This is a genomic window from Achromobacter sp. FW305-C-28, assembly GCF_058783235.1.
On record NZ_JBYSYL010000001.1, the window covers coordinates 570202 to 596455 of the forward strand.

Sequence of the window (26254 nt, forward strand, 5' to 3'; positions counted from 1 at the left end):
CGGCGCCATTTATGCGCGCCGAGGTGTCGTGCAACGCGGCGCCAGGCGGGCGCCATGCCCCGATCAGCCGCGCAGATGGCCCAGCATCTCGTGCACGTCGTGGGCCATGATGGCCAGCACGCACACCAGGCCCAGGTAGCCGCAGGTGTAGGTCAGCTTGCTTTCCAGCGTGGTGCCGTAATAGGCCTGGTTCTCGGGCAGCGTGGGGTCGTACTTGAAGGCCCGCAGCACATTGGGAAAGGCCAGCACGGCCACCAGGATCAGGATGGGGCTGGGGCGCCAGAAGAACAGCGCCACCAGCACCGGCACGCCCACCAGCCAGATGCGCGGCGACAGCACCGCGGTGATGCGGCCGCCGTCAAAGGGCGACAGCGGGATCAGGTTGAACAGGTTGATGAAGAAACCCGCGTACGACAGCGCCAGCAGCAGGTCGCTGCCGGTGCTGCGTGCGGCAAAGTAGCAGGCCAGCGACGCCACGGTGCCCGCCAGCGGGCCGCCCAGGCCCACGTAGGCCTCGGTGTCCGCGTCATGCGGCATGTCCTTGAGCTGGATCCAGGCGCCCACGAAGGGAATGAATACCGGGGCGCCCACATCCAGGCCGCGCTGGCGCGCCGCGATGTAGTGCCCCATTTCGTGCAGCAGCAGCAACAGGACAAAGCCCGCGGCGTAGCGCCAGCCGAACACCAGGGCATACGCCGCCACCGACAGCAGCATGGTGCCGCCGGTGGCCAGCAGCTTGCCGAACTTCAGGTACTTCAAGCCCGACAGCAACAACAGGATCAGCTTCATCGTTCAGGACGCGAGCCGGTTCAGGGTTGGGCCTGATCCGCCTTCTTGCCGCGCATGCGCTTCCACAGACCGCCACCCAGGGCCGCGGCGGCCAGGATGCCGACCTTGGCGAACTTGGCCAGGAAGGCGGCGATGACCGCGAACAGGCCCAGCTTCTTGGCGGCCACGCCGGCCACCAGCGCGGCCAGGCCGTATTCGGCCACCTTGTCGGTCGACGAATTGAAATCGGCGTAGCGCTTGCCTTCGACGTACTTCAGGTTGTCCAGCAGCGTCAGCACGGCGGTCTTGTCCTTGGGCACCAGGCTCTTCTGGGTGATCAGGTCCAGCGTGATGTAGCCGTCACGGCCCAGCGCATAGGTGTTGTAGTTGACCGTGGGGTTGTCGTTGGCGGTGTCGCCCTTGTGCTTGACAGCCACCGACCAGACCAGGCGCTGCGTGTTGCTGTCGTACTTGGGCGATTCGACCCAGCCGTCCATCACCAGTTCGGGAAAGCCGAGCTTCTTGCGTTCTTCGTTGGACTGTTCAGTGCCTTCACGCAGGCTGTCCAGCAATTCGTTGACGTTCCAGTTCTTGGCGTCGTCGTCCTTGATGTAGCCAGCCTTGTCGAAGTTCACGGTGATGACCCAGTCGTCATCGTCGCTCTTGGGCATGACCAAGCCCAAGAGGGAAGGATCCTTGCCGTTGCCGTTGGCGGCCATCAGGCGATCGGCCTGCGCGCGCGGCACGAAGAACATGGATTCGGGCAGGTGCACCACGGCCTGGTCGCCCAGCTTCACATCGGCGGGGCCTGCCTGGGCGGCGGCCAAGGCGGCTTTCATGGCCGCTTCGATTTCCTGCTGCGCGGCGGCGTTCTGGGCGGAGGCGCCCAGGGGCAGGAACAACAGCACGCTGGCGGCGGCCAGCGACAGGCGGGAAAGGAAAGCGCGCATGATTTTTTTGAGGCGTCTGTGAAAGGGGCCTCATTGTCTTTGCGACTGACTTTCAACTTTCTGAAAGCATGCGTCGAATTCGACGCACGATTTTGCTATTTGTAAGCAGGTATGTTCAGCGGGCGGTCAGCGCCCGCGCTGCCGCGATATCAGCGCGTTTTCTTGCGCTGCGGCGCATTGCGCAGGCGGGTGCCCAGGATGCGGTCGTGCAGGAACTGGCCATCGGGGTCGAACCAGGACCAGACGAAGATCGCGAAAGGCGCCGCGACGATGAACATGTCCACCGACGCCCAACCCGTGGCCATGGCGGCCAGCTTGACCAGCGCGGCGCCCGCCAGCACCAGCGGCCAGGCCAGCACGTAGCGCAACACCAGGCGCGGGGTGGACGGCGTGTTGCCGTCGCGGTCGACCAGCCGGATGTTCCAGGTCTTCATGGGCAGGGTCTGCCCACGGCGGCGCCAGCACAGCACGAAATAGGCGCCGATGGCCACGAACAGCCAGGCCTGGCGGGCCGATCGCAGTTCCAGCGCATTTTTGCTCTGGGTCAGCGTGTCCATCAGGTAGCCTGCCAGGAACACCACGCCAAACAGCAGCACGGCTTCGTACATCATGCAGGCAAACCGGCGTAGCCGGTTGGGAGTCTGGTCAAGGAGGGTGTCGGTCATGGGCCGGTATTATCCGACAAAGCGGCCGACCATAAAAAAAACCCGCCGGTAAGGGCGGGTCTATAAAAGGGGCTATGCAGCCCCCAAGGGGAAAACGGTCAGGCCCGAGGGCCTGGGGCCATGCTCAGGCGGCGGAGTGCGCGTTCTTGGCGCTCGTCTTGCCAGCCAGGGCACGGACGCCGTGGGCCAGCTTACGCAGGCCTGCGGCCAACGCACGCATCGGATGCGGGCGGAATTGTTCTTCAATAGCCTGGAGCATCAGTTGACGCTCGAGTTCGTCGGTCAGGCGGATGGTGTTGTTCGGGTTGATCACAATAGCCTCCACGGGCTTGCACAGTTGTTTAGCTACTAGGGATTACCCGAATTATAGGGTTAACCCTGAAACTGTGCAAGCGTCCGGTGCATTTCGGCAACACCATGGTGCTGATGATGCCCCAAATCGGCGCTGCGGGGCACCATAAGCAAAGATACGGGTGCCATGTTGCGGCGCTTTTACAACGAGCAGGGGGCGGGTCAGGCAGGCCGCCGCCCAGGGACAAGCCCCCGGGCGGGGTAGGGGAAGGTCAGGCGTCGCGGTAGCCGGCGGCGACCAGCTCGAAGCCGAACAGGCGGCAGTCCAGCGCGCCGTTGTGCAGGGGTACGCGGCGCTTGGGTTTCAGGCGCATCTGGTTGGGCAGGGTCATGTCGCTGGTGATGACGTGCAATTGCCAGCCGGCGAAGTTGCGCTTCAGGCAGGTGGCCCAGTCGCGCCACAGGTCGGCGTCCGGTTCAGTCAGCATGCGCTCGCCATAGGGCGGGTTGGTGACGATCCAGCCGTGGTCGGCCGGGGCCTCGATCTGGCGGGCATCGCCCACTTCGAAACGGATGGAATCGGCCGTCAGCCAGGCGCGCTCGGCGTTGTTGCGGGCGAATTCCACGGCCTGGGGGTCCAGGTCGTAGCCGACCAGGGGCGCGTCCAGCTGCGGCAGGATGCGCGAGCGGGCGTCGTCCTTCAGGTCGCGCCAGCGGTAGGCGTCGTGGTCACGCAGGCGCTCGAAGCCGAACGGGCGCGAAATGCCGGGCGGCACGCCCAGGGCGATCCAGGCCGCTTCGATCAGGATGGTGCCGGACCCGCAGAAGGGGTCCAGCAGCGGCGCGGCCGGGTCCCAGCCCGCCAGCGCCAGCATGCCGGCGGCCAGGTTTTCGCGCAGGGGCGCTTCGCCCTTGTCCAGGCGCCAGCCGCGCTTGAACAGCGATTCGCCCGAGGTATCCAGATACAGGGTGGCGGTGTGGCCGGTCAGGAACAGGTGCACGCGCGCGTCGGGGCGCACGGTGTCGATACTGGGGCGTTCGCCTTCCAGTTCGCGCAGCCGGTCGCAGATGCCGTCCTTGGCGCGCAGATTGCAGTACTGCAGGCTCTGCACCGGGCTCTTGATGGCGGAGGTGTCGACGCGCAGGGTCTGTTCGGCGCCGAACCAGCGTTCCCAGGGGGTGTCGCGGGCCAGGTCGAGGATGTCGTCTTCGTGCGAGATCTCGGCGTGGGCGACCTGCACCAGGATGCGGGTCGCCAGGCGCGAATACAGGTTGGCGCGCTGCACGCCGGACCAGTCGGCGGTGAACGAGCAGCCGGCGCGGCCGGCCTGGGCATCTTCGTAGCCCAGCGCCTGCATTTCGGCGGTCAGGGCTTCTTCCAGGCCTTGGGGGCAGGGCGCGAACACCTTGAAGATTTCGGCCTGGCGGGTTTCGCGCGGACGGCGGCTGCGCACTTCGACGACGGGCTCGCGATCGCGGTGGTCGTGTGCGTCGTCGTGGCGGCCGGCCGGGGCGTGGCCCGCGTCGGCGGCGTCATCGTAGTCGGGTTCGGGCGCGAATTCGGGGGCGGGGCCGTCGTCTTCGAACGGGTCGTAGAAACGGCCAGCCGGCGTGGCGGGTGCGATGTACTGGTCATCCAGGCGCGGCGCGCGCTGCGGCGGGCGGCCGGAACGGGGGCTGGGGGCGGCGTCGCGGCGCGGGCTGTCGCCGCGGTTGCGGTCGGACGACGGGCCACGGCTGCCGGGGCCTCGTGCCTCCTGGCCGCGCGAGGCCGTGCCGCGGCCGGACGGGCTACGGTCGGAAGCGCCGCGGTCCGCGGAACCGCGGCCGCCGGCAGCGGGCTTGCGGGCGTAGCGCGCGGCTTCTTCTTCCTGGCGGCGTTGATAGCCTTCCGGGTCCTTCTGGCGTTCGATGCTTTCCTTGGTGCGCTCGTTCTGGGCGACCAGGCGGGCGCGGGCGCCGGTGCGCACGCGCTTGGGGGCCTCTTCGGCGTGCGCGTCGCGTGCGGTTTTCTTGATCGTCAGCGTCTTGCGCGGGCGGTCCTGGTCATCAGCGGACATACGAATCCTGGCGAATGTGCAAAGGGTAGGGGGAATCAGAAGGGTTTGACGACGACCAGCGCCACCACCACCAAGAGCAGCAAGACGGGAACTTCGTTGAACCAGCGATAGAACTTGTGCGAACGGGTGTTTTTGCCCTGTTCGAATTTTCGCAGCATGACGCCACAGGCGTGATGGTAGCCGATGACGAGCAGGACGAAAAAGAGCTTGGCGTGCATCCAGCCATTGCCGGGGCCGACGCCGATGCCGTAGCCCAGGTAGAGCCACATGCCGAGGATGATGGCGATGACGGCCAGGATGGTGGTGAAGCGGTACAGGCGGCGGGCCATGCCCAGCAGGGTGACCTGGACGGCGGAGTCGGATTGCTGGGCGAGGTTGACGAAGATTCTGGGCAGGTAGAACAGGCCGGCGAACCAGGAGGCGATGAAGACGATGTGGAAGGTCTTTACCCAGAGCATTGCCATGTGGGGGTCCGGTGGTTGTTTTGGGGGAGCTGGCATTGTAATGCTGGGGGGGGGGCGCATTCTTTTGGGCGTTGTTCTTCTTCGTAGGTCGCCCCTCGGGGCGGCGGCTTGCGGAGCGGGCGCCCACGATTGCGGTCCGGAGCCTTCGCTCCGGACTGCCCCTGCCTCATCCTCGTCCAGGCCTTCGGCCTTCCCTACGGATTCCGTCGGGCGCATCGAGGTTGCCCGCTCCGCAAGTCGCCGCCCCGAGGGGCTACGGGTTTCGAGGATCGGGGCGTTGCTGCACCGGGTGGGGGTGGGAGAGGTTTGCGGGGCCCGCCTCAAGCGGCCGCGCGGGCGGCCTTCTTGGGCTTACACGCTTCTGGGCGTCGGGAGAGGGGCGCTGCGCGCGGGTGGAGGGGTGTTGCTTGGGGCGCGCAGCGTGGGGGGACGATTTTCGTTCGGGTGGCGGGTGCCGCTTGCCGTTGGCCGGTTTAGATCACGTATAGGTCGACGTACTCGTTCACGGGCATCGCCTCCAGTTTGGCTTGATCCAGGGACACGTCCAGGATTTTCGCTTGTTGGCGGGCCGGGAACATGCGGGCCAGGTTGGTCTTGAACTTGGCTTCCAGCAGGGGGATGCCGTCGGTGCGGCGGCGTTTGTGGCCGATGGGGTATTCGCAGACGACTTCGTCCAGGGTCGAGCCGTCGGTGAAGTGGACCGTCAGGGCGTTGGCGATGGAGCGTTTGTCGGGGTCGTGGTAGTCGCGGGTGTAGGCCGGGTCTTCGACGCAGGTGATCTTGTCGCGCAGGAGGTCGATGCGCGGGTCGCGGGCGATGGCGTCTTCGTAGTCGGCGGCGGTCAGGCGGCCGAACAGCAGGGGGACGGCGACCATGTACTGGATGCAGTGGTCGCGGTCGGCGGGGTTGTTCAGGGGGCCTTTCTTGTCGATGATGCGGATGCACGCCTCGTGGGTGCGGATGGTGATCTTTTCGATGTCATCCGTGGTCTTGCCCAGGGTCTTGAGGCGGTCGTGGATCTGCATGGCGCATTCGACGGCGGTCTGGGAATGGAATTCGGCCGGAAACGAGATCTTGAACAGCACGTTTTCCATGACGTAGCTGCCGTAGGGGCGCTGGAACGTGAAGGGCTGGCCCTTGAAGAGCACGTCGTAGAAGCCCCAGGTCTTGGCGCTCAGCACTGACGGGTAGCCCATTTCGCCGGTGCGGGCGATGAGGGCCAGGCGCACGGCGCGGCTGGTGGCGTCGCCGGCGGCCCAGCTTTTGCGGCTGCCGGTGTTGGGGGCGTGGCGATAGGTGCGCAGGCTCTGGCCGTCTACCCAGGCCAGCGAGACGGCGTTGATGACTTCGTCGCGGTCCAGGCCCAGCATCTGGGCGACGACGGCGGTCGAGGCGACCTTGACCAGCACGACGTGGTCCAGGCCGACTTTGTTGAACGAGTTTTCGAGCGCGATGCAGCCCTGGATTTCATGGGCCTTGATCATGCCGGTGAGCACGTCGCGCATGGTCAGGGGCGGCTTGCCGGCGGCGATGGCGGTACGTGAGAGCCAGTCGGCGGTGGCCAGGATGCCGCCCAGATTGTCGGACGGATGGCCCCATTCGGCGGCGAGCCAGGTGTCGTTGAAGTCCAGCCAGCGGATCATCGCGCCGATGTTGAAGGCGGCCTGGACGGGATCGAGCTGGAACTGGGTGCCGGGGACCTTGGCGCCGTGGGGCACGACGGTGCCCGGCACGACCGGGCCCAGCAGTTTGCGGCAGGCGGGGTATTCCAGCGCTTCCAGGCCGCAGCCCAGGGTGTCGATCAGGCAGTTGCGGGCGGTCTCGTAGGCCAGGCCGCTCTGGATGTCGTAGTTGAGAACGTAGTCGGCGATGTCGACCAGGACCTGGTCGGGGGCGGGACGGACGTTGGAGATCGGGGCAGACATATCGGTACCTCTCCTGAGTGTGTACAGGCGGCCCGGGGCCTGCGCGGCGCGGGGAAAGGCGTCGGCAGGCCCATGGTCATTACTTGCGCTTGTCGAGCGGCACGAACTTCTGGTCTTCCGGACCCACGTAGTTGGCGGTGGGGCGGATGATCTTGTTGTCGATGCGCTGCTCGATGATGTGGGCCGACCAGCCCGCGGTGCGTGCAATCACGAACAGCGGAGTGAACATGGCGGTGGGCACGCCCATCATGTGGTAGCTGACGGCCGAGAACCAGTCCAGGTTGGGGAACATCTTCTTGATGTCCCACATGACCGTCTCAAGGCGTTCGGCGATGTCGAACATCTTGGTGCTGCCGGCCTTCTTGGAGAGCTTCTTGGCGACTTCCTTGATGACCTTGTTGCGCGGGTCGGACACGGTGTAGACCGGGTGGCCGAAGCCGATGATGACTTCCTTGGCTTCGACGCGGCGACGGATGTCGGCCTCGGCTTCGTCGGGGGTCTCGTAGCGCTTTTGCACGTCGAACGCGACTTCGTTGGCGCCGCCATGCTTGGGGCCGCGCAGCGCGCCGATGGCGCCGGTGATGGACGAGTACATGTCCGAGCCGGTGCCGGCGATGACGCGGGCCGTGAACGTGGACGCGTTGAATTCATGCTCGGCGTACAGGTTCAGCGAGATGTGCATCGCCTTGACCCAGTCCTCGCTGGGCTTTTCGCCATGCAAGAGGTGCAGGAAGTGGCCGCCGATGCTGTCGTCGTCGGTCTGCACGTCGATGACGCGGCCGTTGTGGCTGTAGTGGTACCAGTACAGCAGGGCCGAGCCCAGGTTGGCCATCAGGCGGTCGGCAATGTCGCGCGCGCCCGGGGTGTTGTGGTCGTCTTTCTCCGGCAGCACGCAGCCCAGCACCGAGACGGCCGTGCGCATGACGTCCATCGGGTGGCTGGCGGCGGGCAGCGCTTCCAGCGCGTCCTGCAGCGTGACGGGCAAACCGCGCAGGCTGCGCAGCTTTTCCTTGTAGGCCTTCAACTCGGCTTTGTTGGGCAGCTTGCCGTGCACCAGCAGGTGGGCGATTTCCTCGAATTCGCTGGTGTGCGCGATATCCAGGATGTCGTAGCCGCGGTAGTGCAGGTCGTTGCCGCTGCGGCCAACCGTACACAGCGCGGTGTTGCCGGCGACGACGCCGGACAGCGCAACCGATTTCTTGGGCTTGAAGCCGGCCTTTTCTTCCGGCGCGGCCTGCGGCTTGACGTCCGGCTTGGCTGCGTCCTGTTTGGCTGCTTGCTTCTTGGGAGCCGTGCTCATGTGTCTACTCCTTTCCTTTCGCGGTGGTCGATGCAATGGGAGGTAGCGGGGCGCCGCGGGGGTGCCGTGGCGCCGGATGCGGTTGCCGGGCGGCGCGAGTTACGCCTTGCCCTTCTGGAAGAGGGCATCCAGTTTCGATTCGAACTCGTGGTAGCCGATGCGGTCGTACAGTTCTTCGCGCGTCTGCATCAGGTCGACCACGTTTTTCTGGTGGCCGTCGCGGCGAATGGCGGTGTAGACGGCTTCGGCCGCTTTGTTCATGGCGCGGAAGGCCGACAGCGGGTAGAGCACCATGCCCACGCCCACGCTTTTCAGCTCCTGGACCGAGAACAGCGGCGTCTTGCCGAATTCGGTGATGTTGGCCAGCACGGGCACCTTGACGGCCCGGACGAAGCGGTCGTAAGTGGGCAGGTCGTAGGCGGCTTCGGCGAAGATGGCGTCGGCGCCGGCTTCGACGCAGGCCAGCGCGCGCTCGATGGCGGCGTCCACGCCGTGCGAGGCAATGGCGTCGGTGCGTGCGATCAGGTAGAAGTCGCTGTCGGTGCGGGCATCGGCGGCCGCCTTGACACGGTCAGCCATTTCTTCGGTGCTGACGATTTCCTTGCCCGGACGATGGCCGCAGCGCTTGGCGCCGACCTGGTCTTCGATGTGGCAGGCGGCGGCGCCGAACTTGATCAGGCTCTTGACGGTGCGGGCGATGTTGAAGGCCGACGGACCGAAACCGGTGTCGATGTCGACCACCAGCGGCACGTCGCACACGTCGGTGATGCGGCGCACGTCGGTCAGGACGTCGTCCATGGTGTTGATGCCCAGGTCGGGCAGGCCCAGCGAACCCGCGGCCACGCCGCCGCCGGACAGGTAGATCGCGCGGTAGCCGGCGCGCTTGGCCAGCAGCGCGTGGTTGGCGTTGATGGCGCCGATGATCTGCAGCGGGCTTTCTTCGGCGAGCGCGCGGCGGAACAGGGCGCCGGCGGATTCGGGTCTGGACATGGAGGTCTCCGTTTCTTGTGGTTAGCCCACGACCTTAGCGCGGGTCCGGAACATAAATCTGTCCCCTTCGCGACAATCGCGGACGGAAAGGGACACGTGTATGTCTCGGTCTTGCAAAAGCGGTCCTGCTTAAGGATTGGGCCCGCATGAACGGGCCCAATCCTTGACTCAAGCGCTGCTTACTTCAGCAGGTCCTTGACGCCGTCGCGCTCTTCGAGCAGCTCTTTCAGCGTGAAGTCCAGGCGCTCGCGCGAGAAGGCGTCGATTTCCAGGCCTTCGACACGCTTGTATTCGCCGTTTTCGGTCGTGACCGGCACGCCGTAGATGATGCCTTCGGGGATGCCGTAGGAACCGTCCGACGGGATGCCCATCGTGACCCACTTGCCGTTGCTGCCCAGGACCCAGTCACGGACGTGGTCGATGGCGGCGTTGGCGGCCGAAGCGGCCGAGGACAGGCCACGGGCTTCGATGATGGCGGCGCCACGCTTGCCCACGGTGGGGATGAACGTGTCGCGGTTCCAGGCGTCGTCGTTGATCAGCTTGGCGAGCGATTCGCCGCCGACGGTGGCGAAGCGGAAGTCGGGGTACATCGTGGGCGAGTGGTTGCCCCAGACGACCAGCTTCTCGATCGCGGCGACCGGCTTGCCCGACTTGGCCGACAGCTGCGACAGGGCGCGGTTGTGGTCCAGGCGCAGCATGGCGGTGAAGTTCTTGGCGGGCAGGTCCGGCGCCGACTTCATGGCGATGTAGGCGTTGGTGTTGGCCGGGTTGCCGACCACCAGGACCTTGACGTTGCGGCTGGCGACGTCGTTCAGGGCCTTGCCCTGTGCCGTGAAGATCTGGGCGTTGACCGACAGCAGGTCCTTGCGTTCCATGCCGGGGCCGCGCGGGCGGGCGCCAACCAGCAGGGCCACGTCCGCATCCTTGAATGCCGTGCGCGGGTCGCTGTGGGCGGTGACTTCCTGCAGCAGGGGGAAGGCGCAGTCATCCAGTTCCATGATGACGCCCTTCAGGGCCTTTTGCGCTTTTTCGTCAGGGATTTCAAGCAGCTGCAGAATGACGGGCTGATCTTTGCCGAGCATTTCGCCCGAGGCGATGCGGAACAGCAGTGCGTAACCGATTTGGCCGGCGGCGCCGGTGACGGCGACACGCAAGGCAGGCTTAGACATGGACGTTCTCCGTAATGGTGTGGCGAGAAAAATCTCACCAATCAGTGTAATCCGTTGAGCGGCAAAGACAGCGCATGCAGGGCGCCTGGACAGGTGGTTACACCCCAGGGCGGGCGCGTCGCCGGACAGCCAGGAATCCTAGATCGAATTTACGTGTGCGTCAATTGATCTTATATCTTATATAAGACATAAGACGTTGGACAGCGCCGCGCCCGATATGCCACAATAGAGCGTTTGTTCGAATGCGCCGCAGCACCGCCGGCTGCGCGCCTGTATCAGGCCAGAACACCGGCACCGCAGCAGCGCATTGTGGATGGAACCGCAATCCTTTGCGCTGCCTTTCCATTCTCCGGATGAACATGACACGACCAAGACGATCCATGGCAGACCCCCGGCCCGAAACCTCCTTACGCACACGCGCCGCCCGTCCAACGGGTGAGGGAGCCGCTTTCAGTCCGCTGTACCGCCAGATCAAGGATCTGCTCGTCCAGAGCCTGGACCGCGGCGAATGGAAGCCCGGCGAACTCATCCCCAGCGAAATCGATCTGGCTGCCCGTTTTCAGGTCAGCCAGGGCACGGTGCGCAAGGCGGTTGACGAGTTGGCCGCCGAGCATCTGCTGCTGCGCCGCCAGGGCAAGGGCACCTTCGTTGCCACCCACCATGAAGCCCGCGTGCGCTACCGGTTCCTGCGCCTGGCCGCCGACGAAGAAGGCGAGCCCGGCCGCGCCGAAAGCCGCATCCTCGAGTGCCGCCGCCTGAGGGCGCCCGCCGAGATCGCGCGCGCCCTCGACCTGCGTGCCGGTGAAACCGTGGTGTCCATCCGCCGTCTTCTGTCCATGGGGCAGACACCCACCGTGCTGGACGATATCTGGCTGCCGGGATCCATCTTCCGCGGCCTCACCCTTGAGCTGTTGACCGCCAACAAGGCGCCGCTGTATGGCCTGTTTGAATCCGAGTTCGGCGTCAGCATGGTGCGCGCGGACGAAAAGCTACGCGCGGTCGCCGCGCCGGCTGACGTCTGTACGCTGCTTAATGTTGCTGTCGGAACGCCGTTGTTGCAGGTGGATCGCGTGTCGTACACGTATGGTGACCGCCCCATGGAAATTCGGCGGGGCTTGTACTTGACCGATCGATACCACTACCGCAATAGTCTGAATTGATGAGCTTTTTACCTACGATTTGATACCAACCCGATCTCTGGGCGAAAATACCGTGTTTGCCCGCAAGGGCCACGGCATTAGCGCCGTCACGATTCCCTAGTTCCGAAACACCGAGGCCGTCATGTCCGACACCGCTGCCAAGCCACGTCCGCAGTTTCGCAATATTGGGCTTGCCCAAGTTGCGTTCTCCTATCGCCTGCCCCTGGCCGGCAAGCTGTCCATCCTGCACCGCATCAGCGGCATTTTGCTGTTCCTCTGTTTGCCCTTGGTCATCGTGCCGCTGTTCGCAGCGAGCGTGGCCGCACCGCAATCGTTCGCCTGGATCGCCTCGTTCGCGGCCAACCCGATCGTCAAGCTTGTCTTCCTGGTCCTGATCTGGGGCTACCTGCACCACTTCTGTGCCGGCATTCGCTACCTGTTGCTCGACCTGCACATCGGTATCGACAAGCTGTCGGCCAAGAAAAGCGCCGGCGTGGTCTTCGGTGTCAGCCTGGCGCTGACGCTGGTGTTCGGTCTCAAACTGTTCGGAGTGCTGTAAATGGCCGCCGCTAAAAACTACGGACCCAAGCGCCTGGTCGTCGGCGCGCATTATGGCGTCATGGACTTCATCATCCAGCGCATCACCGCCGTCATCATGGCCGTGTATACGCTGGTACTGCTCATCGGCATCCTGACGATGCCTGCCTTCACGTACGAACACTGGGTCAAGCTGTTCAATTTCTACGTGGGCTTCATTCCGGTTGGCCAGATCCTGGCCTCCCTTGCCTTCTTTGCGTTGGCCTGGCACGCCTGGATCGGTGTGCGCGACATCTGGATGGACTACGTCAAGCCGGTGGGCCTGCGCCTGCTGCTGCAAGTGCTGACGATCCTCTGGTTGATCGGTACGGTCATTTACTTTGCGCAAATCCTCTGGAGCATCTAAGCCGTGGTCTCTGTCCTGAAATCCTTGCCGCGCCGCCAGTTTGATGTGGTGGTCGTTGGCGCCGGTGGAGCCGGCATGCGTTGTTCGCTGCAACTGTCCCAAGCGGGCCTGTCGGTTGCGGTGCTGTCCAAAGTGTTCCCCACGCGTTCGCACACCGTTGCCGCGCAGGGCGGCGTGAGCGCCTCGCTGGGCAACATGAGCGAAGACAACTGGTACTGGCACATGTACGACACCGTCAAGGGGTCGGATTGGCTGGGCGACCAGGACGCCATCGAATTCATGTGCCGCGAAGCCCCGAATGCCGTGTACGAGCTCGAGCACTTCGGCATGCCCTTCGACCGCAACCCCGACGGCACGATCTACCAGCGTCCGTTCGGCGGCCACACCGCCAACTTCGGTGAAAAGCCGGTCCAGCGCGCCTGTGCCGCCGCGGACCGCACCGGCCACGCGCTGCTGCACACCCTGTACCAGCGCAACGTCGCCGCGCGTACCCAGTTCTTCGTCGAATGGATGGCGCTGGACCTGCTGCGCAACGAAGCCGGCGACGTCGTGGGCGTGACCGCCCTCGAAATGGAAACGGGCGAAATCTACATCCTGGAAGCCAAGACCACGGTGCTGGCCACCGGCGGCGCCGGTCGTATCTGGGCCGCTTCCACCAACGCCTTCATCAACACTGGTGACGGCCTGGGCATGGCTGCCCGCGCGGGCATCCCGCTGCAGGACATGGAATTCTGGCAATTCCACCCGACCGGCGTGGCCGGCGCGGGCGTGCTGATCACCGAAGGCGTGCGTGGCGAAGGCGGCATCCTGCTGAACAAGGATGGCGAACGCTTCATGGAGCGCTATGCGCCCACGCTGAAGGATCTGGCTCCGCGCGACTTCGTGTCCCGCTCGATGGACCAGGAAATCAAGGAAGGCCGCGGTTGCGGTCCGGACGGCAGCTACGTGGTGCTCAAGCTTGACCACCTGGGCGCCGACGTCATCAACAAGCGCCTGCCCTCGATCCGCGAAATCGCCATCAAGTTCGGCAACGTCGACCCGATCAAGGAACCGATCCCCGTCGTTCCGACCATCCACTACCAGATGGGCGGCATTCCGGCCAACTACCATGGCCAGGTGCTCACGCGCGAAAACGGCGAGAACAAGATCGTCAACGGCCTGTACGCCATCGGCGAATGCGCCGCGGTGTCGGTGCACGGCGCCAACCGCCTGGGCACGAACTCGCTGCTGGACCTGATCGTGTTTGGTCGCGCCACCGGCAACCACATCGTCAATTCGCACCCGGAACGCCAGCACGCCCACCAGGACGTGCCGCAGCAAGCCGTCGAATTCTCGCTGGACCGCGTGAACAAGCTGGAAGCGCGCACCTCGGGCGAAAAGACGCAAGACATCGGCAACGCCATCCGCTTCTCGATGCAGCGCCACTGCGGCGTGTTCCGCACGCTGGAACTGCTGAACGAAGGCGTGACCCAGATCGAAGACCTGGCCAAGCAAGCCGACAACATCTACTTCAAGGACAAGTCCAAGGTGTTCAACACCGCGCGCGTCGAAGCGCTGGAACTGGCCAACATGACCGAAGTGGCCCGCGCCACGATCAAGTCGGCCGCCAACCGCACGGAAAGCCGCGGCGCCCACGCGCTGGACGACCACCCGACCCGCGACGACGAAAACTGGCTCAAGCACACGCTGTGGTACTCCGAAGGCAGCCGCCTGGATTACAAGCCGGTGCAGATGAAGCCGTTGACGGTCGAGTCCTTCCCGCCCAAGGCGCGTACCTTCTAAGTCCGGATAGAGCCCACTATGAGCACCAAGAGAATCGTCAAGTTCGAAATCTACCGCTACGATCCGGACAAGGACGAGCGCCCGTACATGCAGAAGCTGGAAGTCGAACTCCAGCCCACCGACAAGATGCTGCTCGATGCGCTGGTGCGCATCAAGAACGACGTCGATGACAGCCTGGCGCTGCGCCGCTCGTGCCGTGAAGGCGTGTGCGGTTCGGACGCCATGAACATCAACGGCAAGAACGGCCTGGCCTGCACGACCAACCTTCGCGAACTGAAGGAACCCATCGTGCTGCGCCCGCTGCCGGGCCTGCCCGTCATCCGCGACCTGATCGTGGACATGACGCACTTCTTCAACCAGTACCACTCGGTTCGCCCGTACCTCATCAACGACACGCCGCCGCCCGAAAAAGAGCGCCTGCAGTCGCCCGAGGCCCGTGAAGAGCTGGACGGCCTGTACGAGTGCATCCTGTGCGCGTGCTGTTCCACTTCCTGCCCGTCGTTCTGGTGGAACCCCGACAAGTTCGTCGGTCCGGCCGGCTTGCTGCAAGCCTACCGCTTCATCGCCGACAGCCGCGACGAAGCCACGGGCGACCGCCTGGACAACCTGAACGATCCGTTCCGCCTGTTCCGTTGCCACACCATCATGAACTGCGTCGACGTCTGTCCCAAGGGACTGAACCCGACCAAGGCGATTGGCAAGATCAAGGAACTGATGGTCCGCCGTACGGTCTAGTAGTGAATGTATTGAAGGTGTCACCATGAGCAGGCTTACTGAACTGGAACGGGCGCGTCTGCGTTGGCGGGCGCGCCGCGGCCTGCTCGAAAACGACTTGATCATTACCCGGTATCTGGACGCTTACGAGGCCGAACTTACCGACGATGATGTGGCGGCATTGACCCAGCTGTTCGAGATGGGAGACAACGACCTTCTCGACCTGCTGCTGGCCCGCAAGGAACTCGAAGGCGACCTGGACACCCCCAGGCTTCGGGGCATTATTGGCCAGATGCGCGCACTGTGATTAATTGAGAGGAATAAACATGAACCTGTCTGACAAAAAAGCCACTCTATCCTTCTCGGATGGCAGCGCACCCATTGAGTTCCCTGTCTACAAGGGCACGGTCGGTCCGGATGTGATCGACATCCGCAAGCTGTACGGCCAGACGGGCATGTTTACGTTTGACCCCGGCTTCATGTCGACGGCCGCCTGCGAATCGGGCATCACGTACATCGACGGCGACAAGGGCGAACTGCTTTACCGCGGCTTCCCCATCGAGCAATTGGCCGTCAATTGCGACTTCATGGACATCTGCTACCTGATCCTGAACGGCGAACTGCCCAACCAGGAACAGAAGGCCGACTTCGATTCGCAAGTGACCCATCACACGATGGTGAACGAGCAGCTGCACTTCTTCCTGCGTGGTTTCCGCCGCGACGCCCACCCGATGGCCGTCCTGACGGGCCTGGTGGGCGCGCTGTCCGCGTTCTACCACGACTCGACCGACATCACGAACCCGCAGCATCGCCACATCTCGGCTATCCGCCTGATCGCCAAGATGCCGACGCTGGTCGCGATGGCCTACAAGTACTCGCAAGGCCAACCGTTCATCTATCCGCAGAACGACCTGTCCTACACGGGCAACTTCCTGCGCATGATGTTCGCCACGCCGTGCGAAGACTACAAGGTGAACGAAGTCGTCGAGCGCGCGCTCGACCGCATCTTCATCCTGCACGCCGACCACGAGCAAAACGCCTCGACCTCGACCGTGCGCCTGTGCGGTTCGTCGGGCACCAACCCGTTCGCAGCCATCTCGGCCGGCGTCGCTTGCCTGTGGGGCCCGGCCCACGGCGGCGCCAACGAAGCGTGCCTGCAGATGCTCGAAGAACTGCAAGCCAACGGCGGCATCGCCAAGGTCGGCGAGTTCATGGAGAAGGTCAAGGACAAGAACTCGGGCGTGCGCCTGATGGGCTTTGGCCACCGCGTGTACAAGAACTACGACCCGCGCGCCAAGCTGATGCAGGAAACCTGCAAGGAAGTGCTCTCGGCCCTGGGCCTGGAAAACGACCCGCTGTTCAAGCTGGCCATGGAACTGGAACGCATCGCCCTGTCCGACCCGTACTTCGTGCAGCGCAAGCTGTACCCGAACGTGGACTTCTACTCGGGTATCGTCCAACGCGCCATCGGCATCCCGACCTCGCTGTTCACGGCCATCTTCGCGCTGGCCCGCACGGTGGGCTGGATCGCCCAGTGGAACGAAATGCTGTCCGACCCCGACTACAAGATCGGCCGTCCGCGTCAGCTGTTCACCGGTTCGGTCACGCGCGACGTGCCCCCGATGGACAAGCGTTGATACGCTGCCCGGCATGAACAAGAAACCGCCTTCGGGCGGTTTTTTGTTGCCCGCGTCCGGCCGGGCCTGGTGGCACGCGGCACCCGCTGCATAGGGGCGCGGTTTTGGCGATATCATTGCCGCCATGATTCCGATAGCGCTGCCTTCCGCCGGCTTCTACATCCTGCTTTCCTGCGGCTTCCTGGCCGGCCTCGTGCTGCTGGGCTGGCTGCTGGTCGTGGCCACCAGTTCCGGTGCGCGCCGCACGGTCCGCAAGTACTGGAAGACGTCCAGCCTTGTGTTCCTGGTGCTGCTGGTGCCGTTCGCGTTCTACGCGTGGGTGCAGGCCGTGATCTGGCAGGTGGGGCGCGAAAGCGATCGCGCCGAGGCGGCGCGCAATGTCACCTTGCCGCAGCCGACGACGGTAGGGGGCATTCTGATGCCCGCCGGCACGCGCCTGAAAATGCAGGACGAAGGCCAGCTCGAGACCTATGTCGAGGCCGAATTTCCCCAACCCGTCGCGATGTACGGCGTGCAGGCGTCCAGCGCCAGGCGCTATCTGGATGCCGAGTACGACATGGAAACCTACGTCCTGCGCGGGCGCTATCCCAGTACAGTCATTCTGCGCGGCCCCGGCAGCCAGGCGGTGCTGGGCTGGCAGTGCGATGCCACGCAGGATATCGAACTCGACGTGGCCCGCGATGGCGCGCTGAAGGGCTTGAAACAGTGCGTGCTGGGTGCGGGCAACCGGACCGACGCGCTGGACATTGCCCCGGGTTCCATCGCCTACGGCTCGGACGGCACCGTCTACACCGATGGTTCGCGCGATCCGGACCGCTGGCGCATCGAAATCAAGGACCCGGTGGCGGTCAAGGTGTTCGGCTTGTCGCTGAGCAATCCCAGGATCTACCTGGACGAGGCGCGGCGCCTCTTGCGGGTCAGCGATGCCGAGCTGGCCTGCGCCACGCAGCTGGGGGCGGTCAGCTACGCCGCCGGCACCCAGGTCCGGTCGGTGCGCCGTGGCCGTGGCGACGACCGCGAACCGTACCCCGGCGTGCTGCTGCTCAGCCCCTGGAACGGCCAGGCGGCCAAGCGCGCCGGGCACGACGACGTGCCGGAAGGCATGTCGATCATGCAGACGCTGGGCGGCGAGATCATAGACGTGGTCAAGAACGATACCGTAGGCGTGTACCACTTCGCGACCATCATCGTCGGCGACGACATGCCGCAGGGGCCGACGCGCGCGCGCTGCCCCTGATGCATGCGCGGCGTTACGCGCCGATGCCGCGCGCCATCAGCACGGCGAACAACGGCAGGAAGATGAACAGGTGCGATTCGATCATCACCCAGCGGCGGGCGCGCTTGATCTCGGGCTCGCTCGGCACGAAGCCGGGCTGCTGCCGCGCCTGCTTTGCCCAACGCAGGAAGGCCAGCGTGGGCGGGGCCGAACAGAGACCGATGACGACGAACAGCGTGATCTTGGCGTGAAACCACGGATTGCCCATGTAGAAGGCGGCACCCTTGACACCCAGGGTCAGCCGCAGCACGCCGGTGGCCAGCACGGCGATCGCGCTGAACAGGTACAGCCGGTCGTAGATCACCAGGCGTTTCAGCGCGGCGGGCGTGAGGTCGGGGCGCAGCAGCACCGCTTCGGCGGTCAGCACCACCACCAGCACGAAGATCGCCAGGTAGTGAAACCAGGCCAGGAAGGCGTCGAGCAGCATGGGGAGGCTCCAGGAAAAAAGGGTCAGCCCGATTTTTACCATCCGCCTTTGAGCGGGGCCATCCTGGATTTCTGCTGAGCGATGAAAAAGGGCGCCCCGAGGGGCGCCCTTGCCATGCGTTTATCGCGGTAGAGCGATCAACGGCGCTTCTTGGCGGCTTCGGCGGCTTCCTGCTGCGCATCCACCACGGCCAGGGCCGTCATGTTGACGATGCGGCGCACGGTGGCGCTGGTCGTCAGGATGTGCACCGGGCGGGCGGCGCCCAGCAGGATCGGGCCCATCGCGACGCCATTGCTGCCGGTCATCTTCAGCATGTTGTACGTGATGTTGCCGGTGTCCAGCGTGGGCATGACCAGCAGGTTGGCCGGACCCTTCAGGGTGCTGTCCGGGTAGGCCAGCACGCGGATCTTTTCCGACAGGGCGGCGTCGGCGTGCATTTCGCCGTCGACTTCGAGGTCGGGCGCGCGGTCTTGCACGATCTGGCGGGCGGTGGCCATCTTGCGCGACGATTCCGTGACGCGGCTGCCGAAGTTCGAGTGCGACAGCAGGGCGATCTTGGGCACCACGCCGAAACGCAGCATTTCGTCGGCAGCCTGGATGGTGATGCTGGCGACTTCCTCGGCCGTCGGGTTCTCGTTGACGTGGGTGTCGGTGATGAACAGCGTCTGGTCGGGCAGCATCAGCACGTTCAGGGCGGCGTAGGTCTGGCCTTCCTTCTTGCCGATGATTTCGTCGATGTACTTGAGCTGGTTGTCGTACTTGCTGGCCACGCCGCACAAGAGCGCGTCGGCATCGCCACGACGCAGCAGCATCGCACCGATCAGCGTGTTGTGCTTGCGGATCATCGCCTTGGCGATGGCCGGCGTGACGCCTTCGCGGCCCTTGAGCTGGTAGTACGCGTTCCAGGTTTCGTTGAAGCGGCTGTCGTCTTCGGGATCGACGATCTCGAAGTGCTGGCCGGCGACCAGGCGCAGGCCGAACTTCTTGATGCGCATCTCGATGACCGACGGGCGGCCGATCAGGATCGGGAACGCCAGCTTTTCATCGGCAACCGTCTGCACGGCGCGCAGCACGCGTTCGTCTTCGCCGTCGGCATAGATGACGCGCTTGGGCGCCTTCTTGGCCTGGGCGAACAGCGGACGCATCAGCTGGCCGGAGTGGTACACGAAGCCCATCAGCTTCTGGCGGTAGGCTTCGATGTCTTCGATGGGGCGGGCGGCCACGCCGGAATCGGCGGCGGCCTGGGCCACCGCCGGGGCGATCTGGACGATCAGGCGCGGGTCGAACGGCTTGGGGATTATGTAGTCCGGGCCGAACGCGAGTTCCTGGCCGGCGTAGGCACGGGCCACTTCGTCGTTCTGCTCGGCCTGGGCCAATTCAGCGATGGCCTTCACGCATGCCAGCTTCATTTCTTCGGTGATGCGCGAGGCGCCGGCATCCATGGCGCCGCGGAAGATGAAGGGGAAGCACAGCACGTTGTTGACCTGGTTCGGGTAGTCCGAACGGCCGGTGGCGATGATGCAGTCGGGGCGCGCGGCCTTGGCGACTTCCGGGCGGATTTCCGGTTCCGGGTTGGCCAGCGCCAGGATCAGCGGGCGGTCGGCCATGGTCTTGACCATGTCGGCGGTGAGCACGCCGGCGGTGGAGCAGCCCAGGAAGACGTCGGCGCCGTTGACCACGTCGGCGAGCGTGCGCGCGTCGGTCTTTTGCGCGTAGCGCTTCTTGTTGGCTTCCATGTTTTCATCGCGGCCTTCCCAGATGACGCCGCGCGAATCCACCACGTAGATGTTCTCGCGTTTCACGCCCAGGTGCACCAGCAGGTCCAGGCAGGCGATGGCGGCAGCGCCCGCGCCCGAGCACGCCAGCTTGACCGAGCCGATGTCCTTGTTCACGACCTTCAGACCGTTCAGGATGGCGGCCGACGAGATGATGGCGGTGCCGTGCTGGTCGTCGTGGAAGACGGGGATCTTCATGCGCTCGCGCAGCTTCTTTTCGATGTAGAAGCACTCGGGCGCCTTGATGTCTTCGAGGTTGACGCCGCCCAGCGTGGGCTCGAGCGCGGCGATGATGTCGACCAGCTTGTCCGGATCGTTCTCGGCCAGTTCGATGTCGAACACGTCGATGCCGGCGAACTTCTTGAACAGGCAGCCCTTGCCTTCCATCACGGGCTTGGCGGCCAGCGGGCCGATGTTGCCCAGGCCGAGCACGGCGGTGCCGTTGGTGATCACGCCCACCAGGTTGCCGCGCGAGGTGTACTTGGACGCGGCGTCGTCGCCCTGTTCGAAGATGGCCATGCAGGCGGCCGCCACGCCGGGCGAGTACGCCAGCGACAGGTCGTCTTGATTGGCCAGGGGCTTGGTCGGGGTGACCGAGATTTTGCCGGGGGTGGGATAGGCGTGGTAATCCAACGCCATTTTGGTGAGGGTTTCGTCCATGGGATACAGCCTTTTCGGCGCTAACTTTGGAGGGTGAAAACGGAAAGCAAAAAGCGGGCTCTCGGCCCGCCGTATTCTTTGGGAAATGCTTAGGGAACACCCGTATTTCAACAGAAAGCGGCGCCCATTGGTTGCTGCACCGCAGCGATCTCGCGATTTTGATCACGCCGCGCCGCCGCCGCTGCGTGCGGGTGAATGAGAAAAAAGCCCCGGACGGGGCTTTTTTCCTTTGCCTTTCAGGGGCTTATTGCGCCCAGGGCGGATTGGTCCGAGATTGGGCGTTGAGGGTCTTGCGCAACGTCGCGGCCTGCTCCTGGCGGCCCAGGCTGTCCAGCGCGTGCAACACGATCCAGTCGGCGCTGACTTCGAAGAAGTCGCGCAACTGGGCGCGCGTGTCGCTGCGCCCGAACCCGTCGGTGCCCAGCGTGCGATAGGGCGCCGGCACCCAGGCCCGGATCTGTTCCGGCACGGCGCGTACGTAGTCGCTGGCGGCCACCACCGGCGCGTTGCTGTCGCCCAGGCAGGTGCGCACCCAGTCCGCATCCGGCGCCGTGTCCAGCCCCAACACGCGAGCGCGCTCGGCTTCGCGGCCATCGCGGGCCAGCTCGGAAAAGCTGGTCACGCTCCAGACTTCCGCATCGACGTCGTAGTCGTCGCGCAGGCGGTCGGCGGCCATTTCGGCTTCGCGCAGCATCGGGCCGGCGCCCAGCAGCCGTACCTGCGCCTGTTTACGAGCGGACCGCAGGCGATACATGCCGCGCAGGATGCCTTCGGCCGCGTTGCCGTCCTGCGGCAGGTCGGGCTGCGCCAGGTTTTCGTTGGTGACGGTCAGGTAGAAGAACTCGTCGCGCTGCTCGTCCAGCATGCGGCGCATGCCGTATTCGACGATGACGGCGACTTCGTAGGCGTAGGCCGGATCGTAGGCGCGGCAGTTGGGCACCGTGGCCGCCACGATGTGGCTCGAGCCGTCCTGGTGCTGCAGGCCTTCGCCGCCCAGCGTGGTGCGGCCCGAGGTGGCGCCGACGAGAAAGCCGCGCGTGCGCTGGTCGGCAGCCGCCCAGATCAGGTCGCCGATGCGCTGGAAGCCGAACATCGAGTAATAGATATAGAAGGGCAGCATCGGCAGGCCGTTCACCGAATAGCTGGTGCCCGCGGCCGTCCAGGACGAAATGGCGCCGGCCTCGGTGATGCCTTCTTCCAGGATCTGGCCATCGCGCGCTTCGCGGTAGTACAGCACCGAACCGATGTCTTCGGGCTCGTACAACTGGCCTTGTGCCGAATAGATGCCGATCTGGCGAAACAGGTTGGCCATGCCGAAGGTGCGGGCCTCATCGGCCACGATGGGCACGATGCGCGAGCCGATCTCGGGGTCTTTGAGCAGCGCCGTCAGCATGCGCACGATGGCCATGGTGGACGACATTTCCTTGCCGTCGGCGGCCAGCGCGAAACGCGCCCATTGCTCGACCGCGGGCGGGGCCAGGCGCGGCGCCACGGTATTGCGGCGGGGAATGTGGCCGCCCAGCGCGTCGCGGCGGGCTTGCAGGTGGCGCATTTCGGCGCCGTCGTCGGCCGGCCGGTAGAACTTGAGCGCCAGGCAGTCGGCATCCGAGATCGGCAGGGCGAAGCGGTCACGGAACGCCAGCAGCGCCTCGTCGTCCAGCTTCTTCTGCTGGTGGGTGGTCATCTTGCCCTGGCCCGCGGCGCCCATGCCGAAGCCCTTCTTGGTCTGCGCCAGGATCACGGTGGGCTGGCCGCGGTGGCGCGAGGCGCGGTGGTACGCGGCATGGATCTTGACCATGTCGTGGCCGCCTCGGTGCAGGCGGTCGATGGCTTCGTCGGACCAGTCGGCGACCAGCGCCGCCAGCTCGGGATTCTGGTTGAAGAAGTGGGCGCGATTGAAGGCGCCGTCGTTGGCGGCGAAGGTCTGGAACTGGCCGTCGACCGTGTTGGCGAAGGCGCGCGCCAGGGCGCCCGTGGTGTCGCGCCGCAACAGGGCGTCCCAGTCGCTGCCCCAGACCAGCTTGATGACGTTCCAGCCGGCGCCGGCGTACAGGGTTTCCAGTTCGTCGATGATGCGGCCATTGCCGCGCACCGGGCCGTCCAGGCGTTGCAGGTTGCAGTTGACGACGAACACCAGGTTGTCGAGTTTTTCGCGGGCGGCCAGCGTCAGGGCAGCAATGGATTCCGGCTCGTCCATTTCGCCGTCGCCGAAGATGCCCCAGACCTTGCGGTCGCCGCCGGGCACCAGCGAACGGTGCTCCAGGTAGCGCATGAAGCGGGCCTGGTAGATGGCGTTGATGGGGCCGATGCCCATGGACCCGGTGGGAAACTGCCAGAAATCCGGCATCAGCCACGGATGCGGGTACGACGACAGGCCGCGCAGGCCACGCGAGGTGGCGGTGATTTCCTGACGGAAGTGCGCCAGGTCGTCTTCCTTCAGGAAGCCTTCCAGGTAGGCGCGGGCGTAGACGCCGGGCGCCGAATGCGGCTGCATGTAGACCAGGTCGCCCGGCCCGTCAGGCGTCGAGGCCCGGAAGAAATGGTTGAAGCCCACCTCGAACAGGTCGGCTGCCGAGGCGTAGCTGGCGATGTGGCCGCCCAGTTCGCCGTGCGCCTGGTTGGCGCGCACCACCATGGCCAGCGCGTTCCAGCGGTTGATGCGGGCGATGCGCTCTTCGACCGCCAGGTTGCCGGGAAAGGGCGGTTCCTGGTCGGCGGGAATGGTGTTCAGGTAGGCGGTGCGCGTCTGGCTGTTGGCGCGCAGGCCCAGCGAGGCGGCGTGGCTCAGCAGGTTGTCCAGCACATAGCCCGCCCGGTCGGCGCCCGAGGCCTCGACCAGGGACTGCAGGCCGTCACGCCACTCGGCGGTTTCGGCGGGGTCGGCGTCTTGCCGGAGGTCTTGCCCGGCGGGCGAATGGCTGGCGTCACACATGATGGTTTTGTCTCCTTGTAGCGTCCATGCTAGACCTGTCCCAGGGGCATGGGTTATCAAAACCTGGGGGAGAAACCCTGGCTTTCAGCATAATCGGTTGTCGAAATTCAGGTGGACGGCAGGATCTGCTGCCGAATGCCGCTTACGGCTGGTGACCACCCGGTGGACGTTGAAGCGCTAGAATTCGCGCTTCAGAAAAAACAAACCGGCAACCAACAGGGCGGACACGCTCTGATAGCCGGGGTGCGCCCGTCTTTTCGGCGGGTGGCGTCCCGGCCAGTAAAGGGAGACTTCAATGACTCAACCCACCCGCGTCCCGGCCGATGTCACGCTACCGGAATTGACGTTCCGCGGCGTCTTGCTGGGCGCGCTGATCACCATCATCTTCACTGCTTCCAACGTGTTCCTGGGGCTGAAAGTCGGCCTGACGTTCTCGTCGGCCATCCCGGCGGCGGTGATTTCCATGTCGGTGCTGCGTCTGTTCAAGGACGCCAACATCCTGGAAAACAACATGGTGCAGACGCAGGCCTCGGCGGCCGGCACGCTGTCCTCCATCATTTTCATCCTTCCTGCCCTGGTCATGATGGGCCACTGGCAAGGCTTTCCGTTCTGGCAGACGCTGGGCATCTGCGCCGCAGGCGGCATGCTGGGCGTGATGTTCACGATTCCGCTGCGCCACGTGATGGTGGTGCAGAGCGACCTGCCGTATCCCGAAGGCGTGGCCGCGGCCGAGATCCTGCGCGTCGGCAGCGCCGAACGGGCCCAGGACGCGGCGGAAGAAGCCGGACGTGCGCCGGCCAAGCCGGCGGCCACCGGCATGGGCGATATCGTCAGCGGCGGCGTGGTGGCGGCGGCCGTCAGCTTCGCCGCCAGCGGCCTGCGGGTGCTGGGCGACGGTGTCAGCGGCTGGTTTTCGCTGGGCGGCGCCGTGTTCCGGCTGCCGATGGGCTTTTCGCTGGCGCTGTTGGGGGCTGGCTACCTGATCGGCATCGTGGCCGGCCTGGCCATGCTGGTCGGGCTGCTGATCTCGTGGGGCATCGCGGTGCCCATCCTGACCGCCATGACCGACATTCCCGCCAACATGTCGCTGGAAAAATTCGCCACCGGCCTGTGGGCCTCGCAGGTGCGCTTCATTGGCGCCGGGGTGATCGGCGTGGGCGCCATCTGGACGCTGGCCACGCTGTTCATGCCGATGGCGCGTGGCGTCAAGGCGTCGTTCTCGGCGCTGACCCGCGCGGGCGCGGCCCGTGCCGGCCAGGCGCCGCGCACCGAGCGTGACCTGTCGGCGGGCTGGATCTCGGTGGTCACGCTGGTGCTGGTGGCGGTATTGGTCATCACCTTCCAGGTGTTCCTGGCGGGGGCGCCGCTGTCGGCCACCGCGGTCTGGAAGCTGGTGGCCTACGCGGTGCTGTTCGCCTTCGTGTTCGGCTTTCTGGTGGCAGCCGCCTGCGGCTACATGGCGGGCCTGGTGGGCTCGTCGACCAGCCCGATCTCGGGCGTGGGCATCGTGGCCATCGTGCTGGTGTCGCTGCTGATGCTGGCCCTGGGCGGCGAGCTGCTGGCGGTGCAGAACGGCGTGCAGATGGCGATCGCGCTGGCGATCTTCAGTACGTCTGCCGTGGTGGCGGTGGCGTCGATTTCCAACGACAACCTGCAAGACTTGAAGACCGGCTGGCTGGTGGGCGCTACGCCCTGGCGCCAACAGGTGGCGCTGCTGATTGGCTGCGTGGTCGGCGCGGCCGTGATTTCGCCGGTGCTGGAACTGCTCTACAACGCCTACGGCTTTGCCGACGCCATGCCGCGCGAAGGCATGGACCCCGGCCAGGCGCTGTCGGCGCCGCAGGCGACGCTGATGCTGGCGATTGCACGCGGCATCTTCACGCACCAATTGAACTGGACCATGATCCTGATCGGCATGGCGGTGGGCGTCGCGCTGATTGCGGTGGACGAAGTGCTCAAGCGCACTTGCAAGGTGGCCCGCATTCCGGTGCTGGCGGTGGGTATCGGCATCTATCTGCCGCCTACTGTGGCCGCGCCCATCGTGGCCGGCGCGCTGCTGGCCTGGCTGCTGGAACGCGCGCTGCGCCGCCGTGCCCAAGCCGCGGGCAAGTCCTACGAGCCGTTCGCCGTTGCGGCCAACCGCCGCGGCGTGCTGATTGCCTCGGGCCTGATCGTGGGCGAAAGCCTGGTGGGCGTGGTGATGGCCGCCATCATCGGCGCCGCGGGCACCGACGCGCCGCTGGCGATTGCCGGCGAAGGTTTTGCCCGCACGGCGTCGTTCCTGGGGCTGGCGGTGTTTGCGGCGGTGGCGGTGCTGTTCTGGCGCCGCGTGATGCGTCTGGCGTAGACCGGCAGCGCAGCAAGAAGAGGGGCGGCGCGGGAGGGCT

The 26254-nt window shown here is 65.3% G+C and carries 22 protein-coding genes; 9 read left to right on the forward strand and 13 right to left on the reverse strand.

Annotated features, from left to right (window positions below):
- Positions 1-63: 63 nt before the first annotated feature.
- The 10 genes from AC3WMR_RS02555 to AC3WMR_RS02600 all read right to left on the reverse strand — a co-directional run bounded on the left by AC3WMR_RS02555 (position 64) and on the right by AC3WMR_RS02600 (position 10582).
- Positions 64-789, reverse strand: coding sequence for a site-2 protease family protein (locus tag AC3WMR_RS02555; protein WP_492262532.1), 726 nt, complete (start codon positions 787-789; stop codon positions 64-66).
- Between the two features lie 20 nt (positions 790-809).
- Complete coding sequence (locus tag AC3WMR_RS02560) at positions 810-1718, reverse strand: DUF2167 domain-containing protein (RefSeq protein ID WP_492262533.1); 909 nt, start codon at positions 1716-1718, stop codon at positions 810-812.
- A 149-nt stretch (positions 1719-1867) separates the two neighbouring features.
- Positions 1868-2383 (reverse strand): RDD family protein, encoded by a 516-nt coding sequence (locus AC3WMR_RS02565; RefSeq protein ID WP_492262534.1) that lies wholly within the window; start codon positions 2381-2383, stop codon positions 1868-1870.
- 124 nt (positions 2384-2507) lie between these two features.
- On the reverse strand, positions 2508-2696 hold the full coding sequence (locus AC3WMR_RS02570; RefSeq protein ID WP_006393542.1) for a hypothetical protein: 189 nt from the start codon (positions 2694-2696) through the stop codon (positions 2508-2510).
- Between the two features lie 250 nt (positions 2697-2946).
- Positions 2947-4734, reverse strand: a complete 1788-nt coding sequence (locus AC3WMR_RS02575; protein ID WP_492262535.1) for a THUMP domain-containing class I SAM-dependent RNA methyltransferase — start codon at positions 4732-4734, stop codon at positions 2947-2949.
- A 35-nt stretch (positions 4735-4769) separates the two neighbouring features.
- Positions 4770-5198: a CopD family protein gene (locus AC3WMR_RS02580; RefSeq protein ID WP_492262536.1), complete on the reverse strand. Its 429-nt coding sequence runs from the start codon at positions 5196-5198 to the stop codon at positions 4770-4772.
- Between the two features lie 473 nt (positions 5199-5671).
- The gene (locus AC3WMR_RS02585; RefSeq protein WP_492262537.1) at positions 5672-7123 is read right to left on the reverse strand and encodes a bifunctional 2-methylcitrate dehydratase/aconitate hydratase; all 1452 of its coding nucleotides are present in this window, start codon (positions 7121-7123) and stop codon (positions 5672-5674) included.
- 79 nt (positions 7124-7202) lie between these two features.
- A complete protein-coding gene (gene prpC, locus AC3WMR_RS02590; protein ID WP_492262538.1) occupies positions 7203-8423 on the reverse strand; it encodes a bifunctional 2-methylcitrate synthase/citrate synthase in 1221 nt (406 codons plus the stop codon).
- A 99-nt stretch (positions 8424-8522) separates the two neighbouring features.
- Positions 8523-9413, reverse strand: coding sequence for a methylisocitrate lyase (gene prpB, locus AC3WMR_RS02595; protein ID WP_492262539.1), 891 nt, complete (start codon positions 9411-9413; stop codon positions 8523-8525).
- A 179-nt stretch (positions 9414-9592) separates the two neighbouring features.
- On the reverse strand, positions 9593-10582 hold the full coding sequence (locus tag AC3WMR_RS02600) for a malate dehydrogenase (RefSeq protein ID WP_175191081.1): 990 nt from the start codon (positions 10580-10582) through the stop codon (positions 9593-9595).
- Positions 10583-10962: 380 nt separating this feature from the next.
- Between AC3WMR_RS02600 and AC3WMR_RS02605 the strand changes: the two genes are divergently transcribed.
- The 8 genes from AC3WMR_RS02605 to AC3WMR_RS02640 all read left to right on the forward strand — a co-directional run bounded on the left by AC3WMR_RS02605 (position 10963) and on the right by AC3WMR_RS02640 (position 18034).
- Entirely contained in the window at positions 10963-11742 is a 780-nt protein-coding gene (locus tag AC3WMR_RS02605) for a GntR family transcriptional regulator (protein ID WP_492262861.1), read from the forward strand.
- A 121-nt stretch (positions 11743-11863) separates the two neighbouring features.
- Positions 11864-12280 carry a succinate dehydrogenase, cytochrome b556 subunit gene (sdhC, locus tag AC3WMR_RS02610; protein ID WP_025141297.1) on the forward strand — a complete coding sequence of 139 codons (417 nt, stop codon included), beginning with the start codon at positions 11864-11866 and terminating at the stop codon, positions 12278-12280.
- On the forward strand, positions 12281-12664 hold the full coding sequence (sdhD, locus tag AC3WMR_RS02615) for a succinate dehydrogenase, hydrophobic membrane anchor protein (protein ID WP_025141296.1): 384 nt from the start codon (positions 12281-12283) through the stop codon (positions 12662-12664).
- A 3-nt stretch (positions 12665-12667) separates the two neighbouring features.
- A complete protein-coding gene (gene sdhA, locus AC3WMR_RS02620) occupies positions 12668-14446 on the forward strand; it encodes a succinate dehydrogenase flavoprotein subunit (protein ID WP_175191082.1) in 1779 nt (592 codons plus the stop codon).
- 18 nt (positions 14447-14464) lie between these two features.
- Positions 14465-15181, forward strand: a complete 717-nt coding sequence (locus AC3WMR_RS02625) for a succinate dehydrogenase iron-sulfur subunit (protein ID WP_025141294.1) — start codon at positions 14465-14467, stop codon at positions 15179-15181.
- Between the two features lie 25 nt (positions 15182-15206).
- Positions 15207-15467, forward strand: a complete 261-nt coding sequence (locus AC3WMR_RS02630; protein ID WP_006218128.1) for a succinate dehydrogenase assembly factor 2 — start codon at positions 15207-15209, stop codon at positions 15465-15467.
- Positions 15468-15486: 19 nt separating this feature from the next.
- Positions 15487-16797: a citrate synthase gene (locus tag AC3WMR_RS02635; RefSeq protein WP_025141293.1), complete on the forward strand. Its 1311-nt coding sequence runs from the start codon at positions 15487-15489 to the stop codon at positions 16795-16797.
- A 124-nt stretch (positions 16798-16921) separates the two neighbouring features.
- Complete coding sequence (locus tag AC3WMR_RS02640; RefSeq protein WP_492262540.1) at positions 16922-18034, forward strand: hypothetical protein; 1113 nt, start codon at positions 16922-16924, stop codon at positions 18032-18034.
- A 13-nt stretch (positions 18035-18047) separates the two neighbouring features.
- On the opposite strand, the gene AC3WMR_RS02645 is transcribed toward AC3WMR_RS02640, so the two are convergent.
- The 3 genes from AC3WMR_RS02645 to mdeB all read right to left on the reverse strand — a co-directional run bounded on the left by AC3WMR_RS02645 (position 18048) and on the right by mdeB (position 23867).
- Positions 18048-18500 carry a DUF2214 family protein gene (locus AC3WMR_RS02645; RefSeq protein ID WP_492262541.1) on the reverse strand — a complete coding sequence of 151 codons (453 nt, stop codon included), beginning with the start codon at positions 18498-18500 and terminating at the stop codon, positions 18048-18050.
- A 137-nt stretch (positions 18501-18637) separates the two neighbouring features.
- Positions 18638-20935, reverse strand: a complete 2298-nt coding sequence (locus AC3WMR_RS02650; RefSeq protein ID WP_492262542.1) for an NADP-dependent malic enzyme — start codon at positions 20933-20935, stop codon at positions 18638-18640.
- Positions 20936-21179: 244 nt separating this feature from the next.
- Complete coding sequence (mdeB, locus tag AC3WMR_RS02655; RefSeq protein WP_492262543.1) at positions 21180-23867, reverse strand: alpha-ketoglutarate dehydrogenase; 2688 nt, start codon at positions 23865-23867, stop codon at positions 21180-21182.
- A 295-nt stretch (positions 23868-24162) separates the two neighbouring features.
- Here mdeB and AC3WMR_RS02660 point away from each other — a divergent pair, with 295 nt between their 5' ends.
- A complete protein-coding gene (locus AC3WMR_RS02660; protein ID WP_492262544.1) occupies positions 24163-26214 on the forward strand; it encodes an OPT family oligopeptide transporter in 2052 nt (683 codons plus the stop codon).
- Positions 26215-26254 lie beyond the last annotated feature (40 nt).

Bases quoted from the DNA above. Each gene is read 5' to 3' on its own strand.
- AC3WMR_RS02625 (WP_025141294.1), top strand. From the start codon at position 14,465: ATGAGCACCAAGAGAATCGTCAAGTTCGAAATCTACCGCTACGATCCG.
- AC3WMR_RS02630 (WP_006218128.1), top strand. From the start codon at position 15,207: ATGAGCAGGCTTACTGAACTGGAACGGGCGCGTCTGCGTTGGCGGGCG.
- prpB (WP_492262539.1), bottom strand. From the start codon at position 9,413: ATGTCCAGACCCGAATCCGCCGGCGCCCTGTTCCGCCGCGCGCTCGCC.
- AC3WMR_RS02645 (WP_492262541.1), bottom strand. From the start codon at position 18,500: ATGCTGCTCGACGCCTTCCTGGCCTGGTTTCACTACCTGGCGATCTTC.
- prpC (WP_492262538.1), bottom strand. From the start codon at position 8,423: ATGAGCACGGCTCCCAAGAAGCAAGCAGCCAAACAGGACGCAGCCAAG.
- AC3WMR_RS02555 (WP_492262532.1), bottom strand. From the start codon at position 789: ATGAAGCTGATCCTGTTGTTGCTGTCGGGCTTGAAGTACCTGAAGTTC.
- AC3WMR_RS02600 (WP_175191081.1), bottom strand. From the start codon at position 10,582: ATGTCTAAGCCTGCCTTGCGTGTCGCCGTCACCGGCGCCGCCGGCCAA.
- AC3WMR_RS02660 (WP_492262544.1), top strand. From the start codon at position 24,163: ATGACTCAACCCACCCGCGTCCCGGCCGATGTCACGCTACCGGAATTG.
- AC3WMR_RS02635 (WP_025141293.1), top strand. From the start codon at position 15,487: ATGAACCTGTCTGACAAAAAAGCCACTCTATCCTTCTCGGATGGCAGC.
- AC3WMR_RS02565 (WP_492262534.1), bottom strand. From the start codon at position 2,383: ATGACCGACACCCTCCTTGACCAGACTCCCAACCGGCTACGCCGGTTT.
- AC3WMR_RS02605 (WP_492262861.1), top strand. From the start codon at position 10,963: ATGGCAGACCCCCGGCCCGAAACCTCCTTACGCACACGCGCCGCCCGT.
- AC3WMR_RS02640 (WP_492262540.1), top strand. From the start codon at position 16,922: ATGATTCCGATAGCGCTGCCTTCCGCCGGCTTCTACATCCTGCTTTCC.
- mdeB (WP_492262543.1), bottom strand. From the start codon at position 23,867: ATGTGTGACGCCAGCCATTCGCCCGCCGGGCAAGACCTCCGGCAAGAC.
- AC3WMR_RS02650 (WP_492262542.1), bottom strand. From the start codon at position 20,935: ATGGACGAAACCCTCACCAAAATGGCGTTGGATTACCACGCCTATCCC.
- AC3WMR_RS02575 (WP_492262535.1), bottom strand. From the start codon at position 4,734: ATGTCCGCTGATGACCAGGACCGCCCGCGCAAGACGCTGACGATCAAG.
- sdhC (WP_025141297.1), top strand. From the start codon at position 11,864: ATGTCCGACACCGCTGCCAAGCCACGTCCGCAGTTTCGCAATATTGGG.
- AC3WMR_RS02580 (WP_492262536.1), bottom strand. From the start codon at position 5,198: ATGGCAATGCTCTGGGTAAAGACCTTCCACATCGTCTTCATCGCCTCC.
- AC3WMR_RS02585 (WP_492262537.1), bottom strand. From the start codon at position 7,123: ATGTCTGCCCCGATCTCCAACGTCCGTCCCGCCCCCGACCAGGTCCTG.
- AC3WMR_RS02560 (WP_492262533.1), bottom strand. From the start codon at position 1,718: ATGCGCGCTTTCCTTTCCCGCCTGTCGCTGGCCGCCGCCAGCGTGCTG.
- sdhD (WP_025141296.1), top strand. From the start codon at position 12,281: ATGGCCGCCGCTAAAAACTACGGACCCAAGCGCCTGGTCGTCGGCGCG.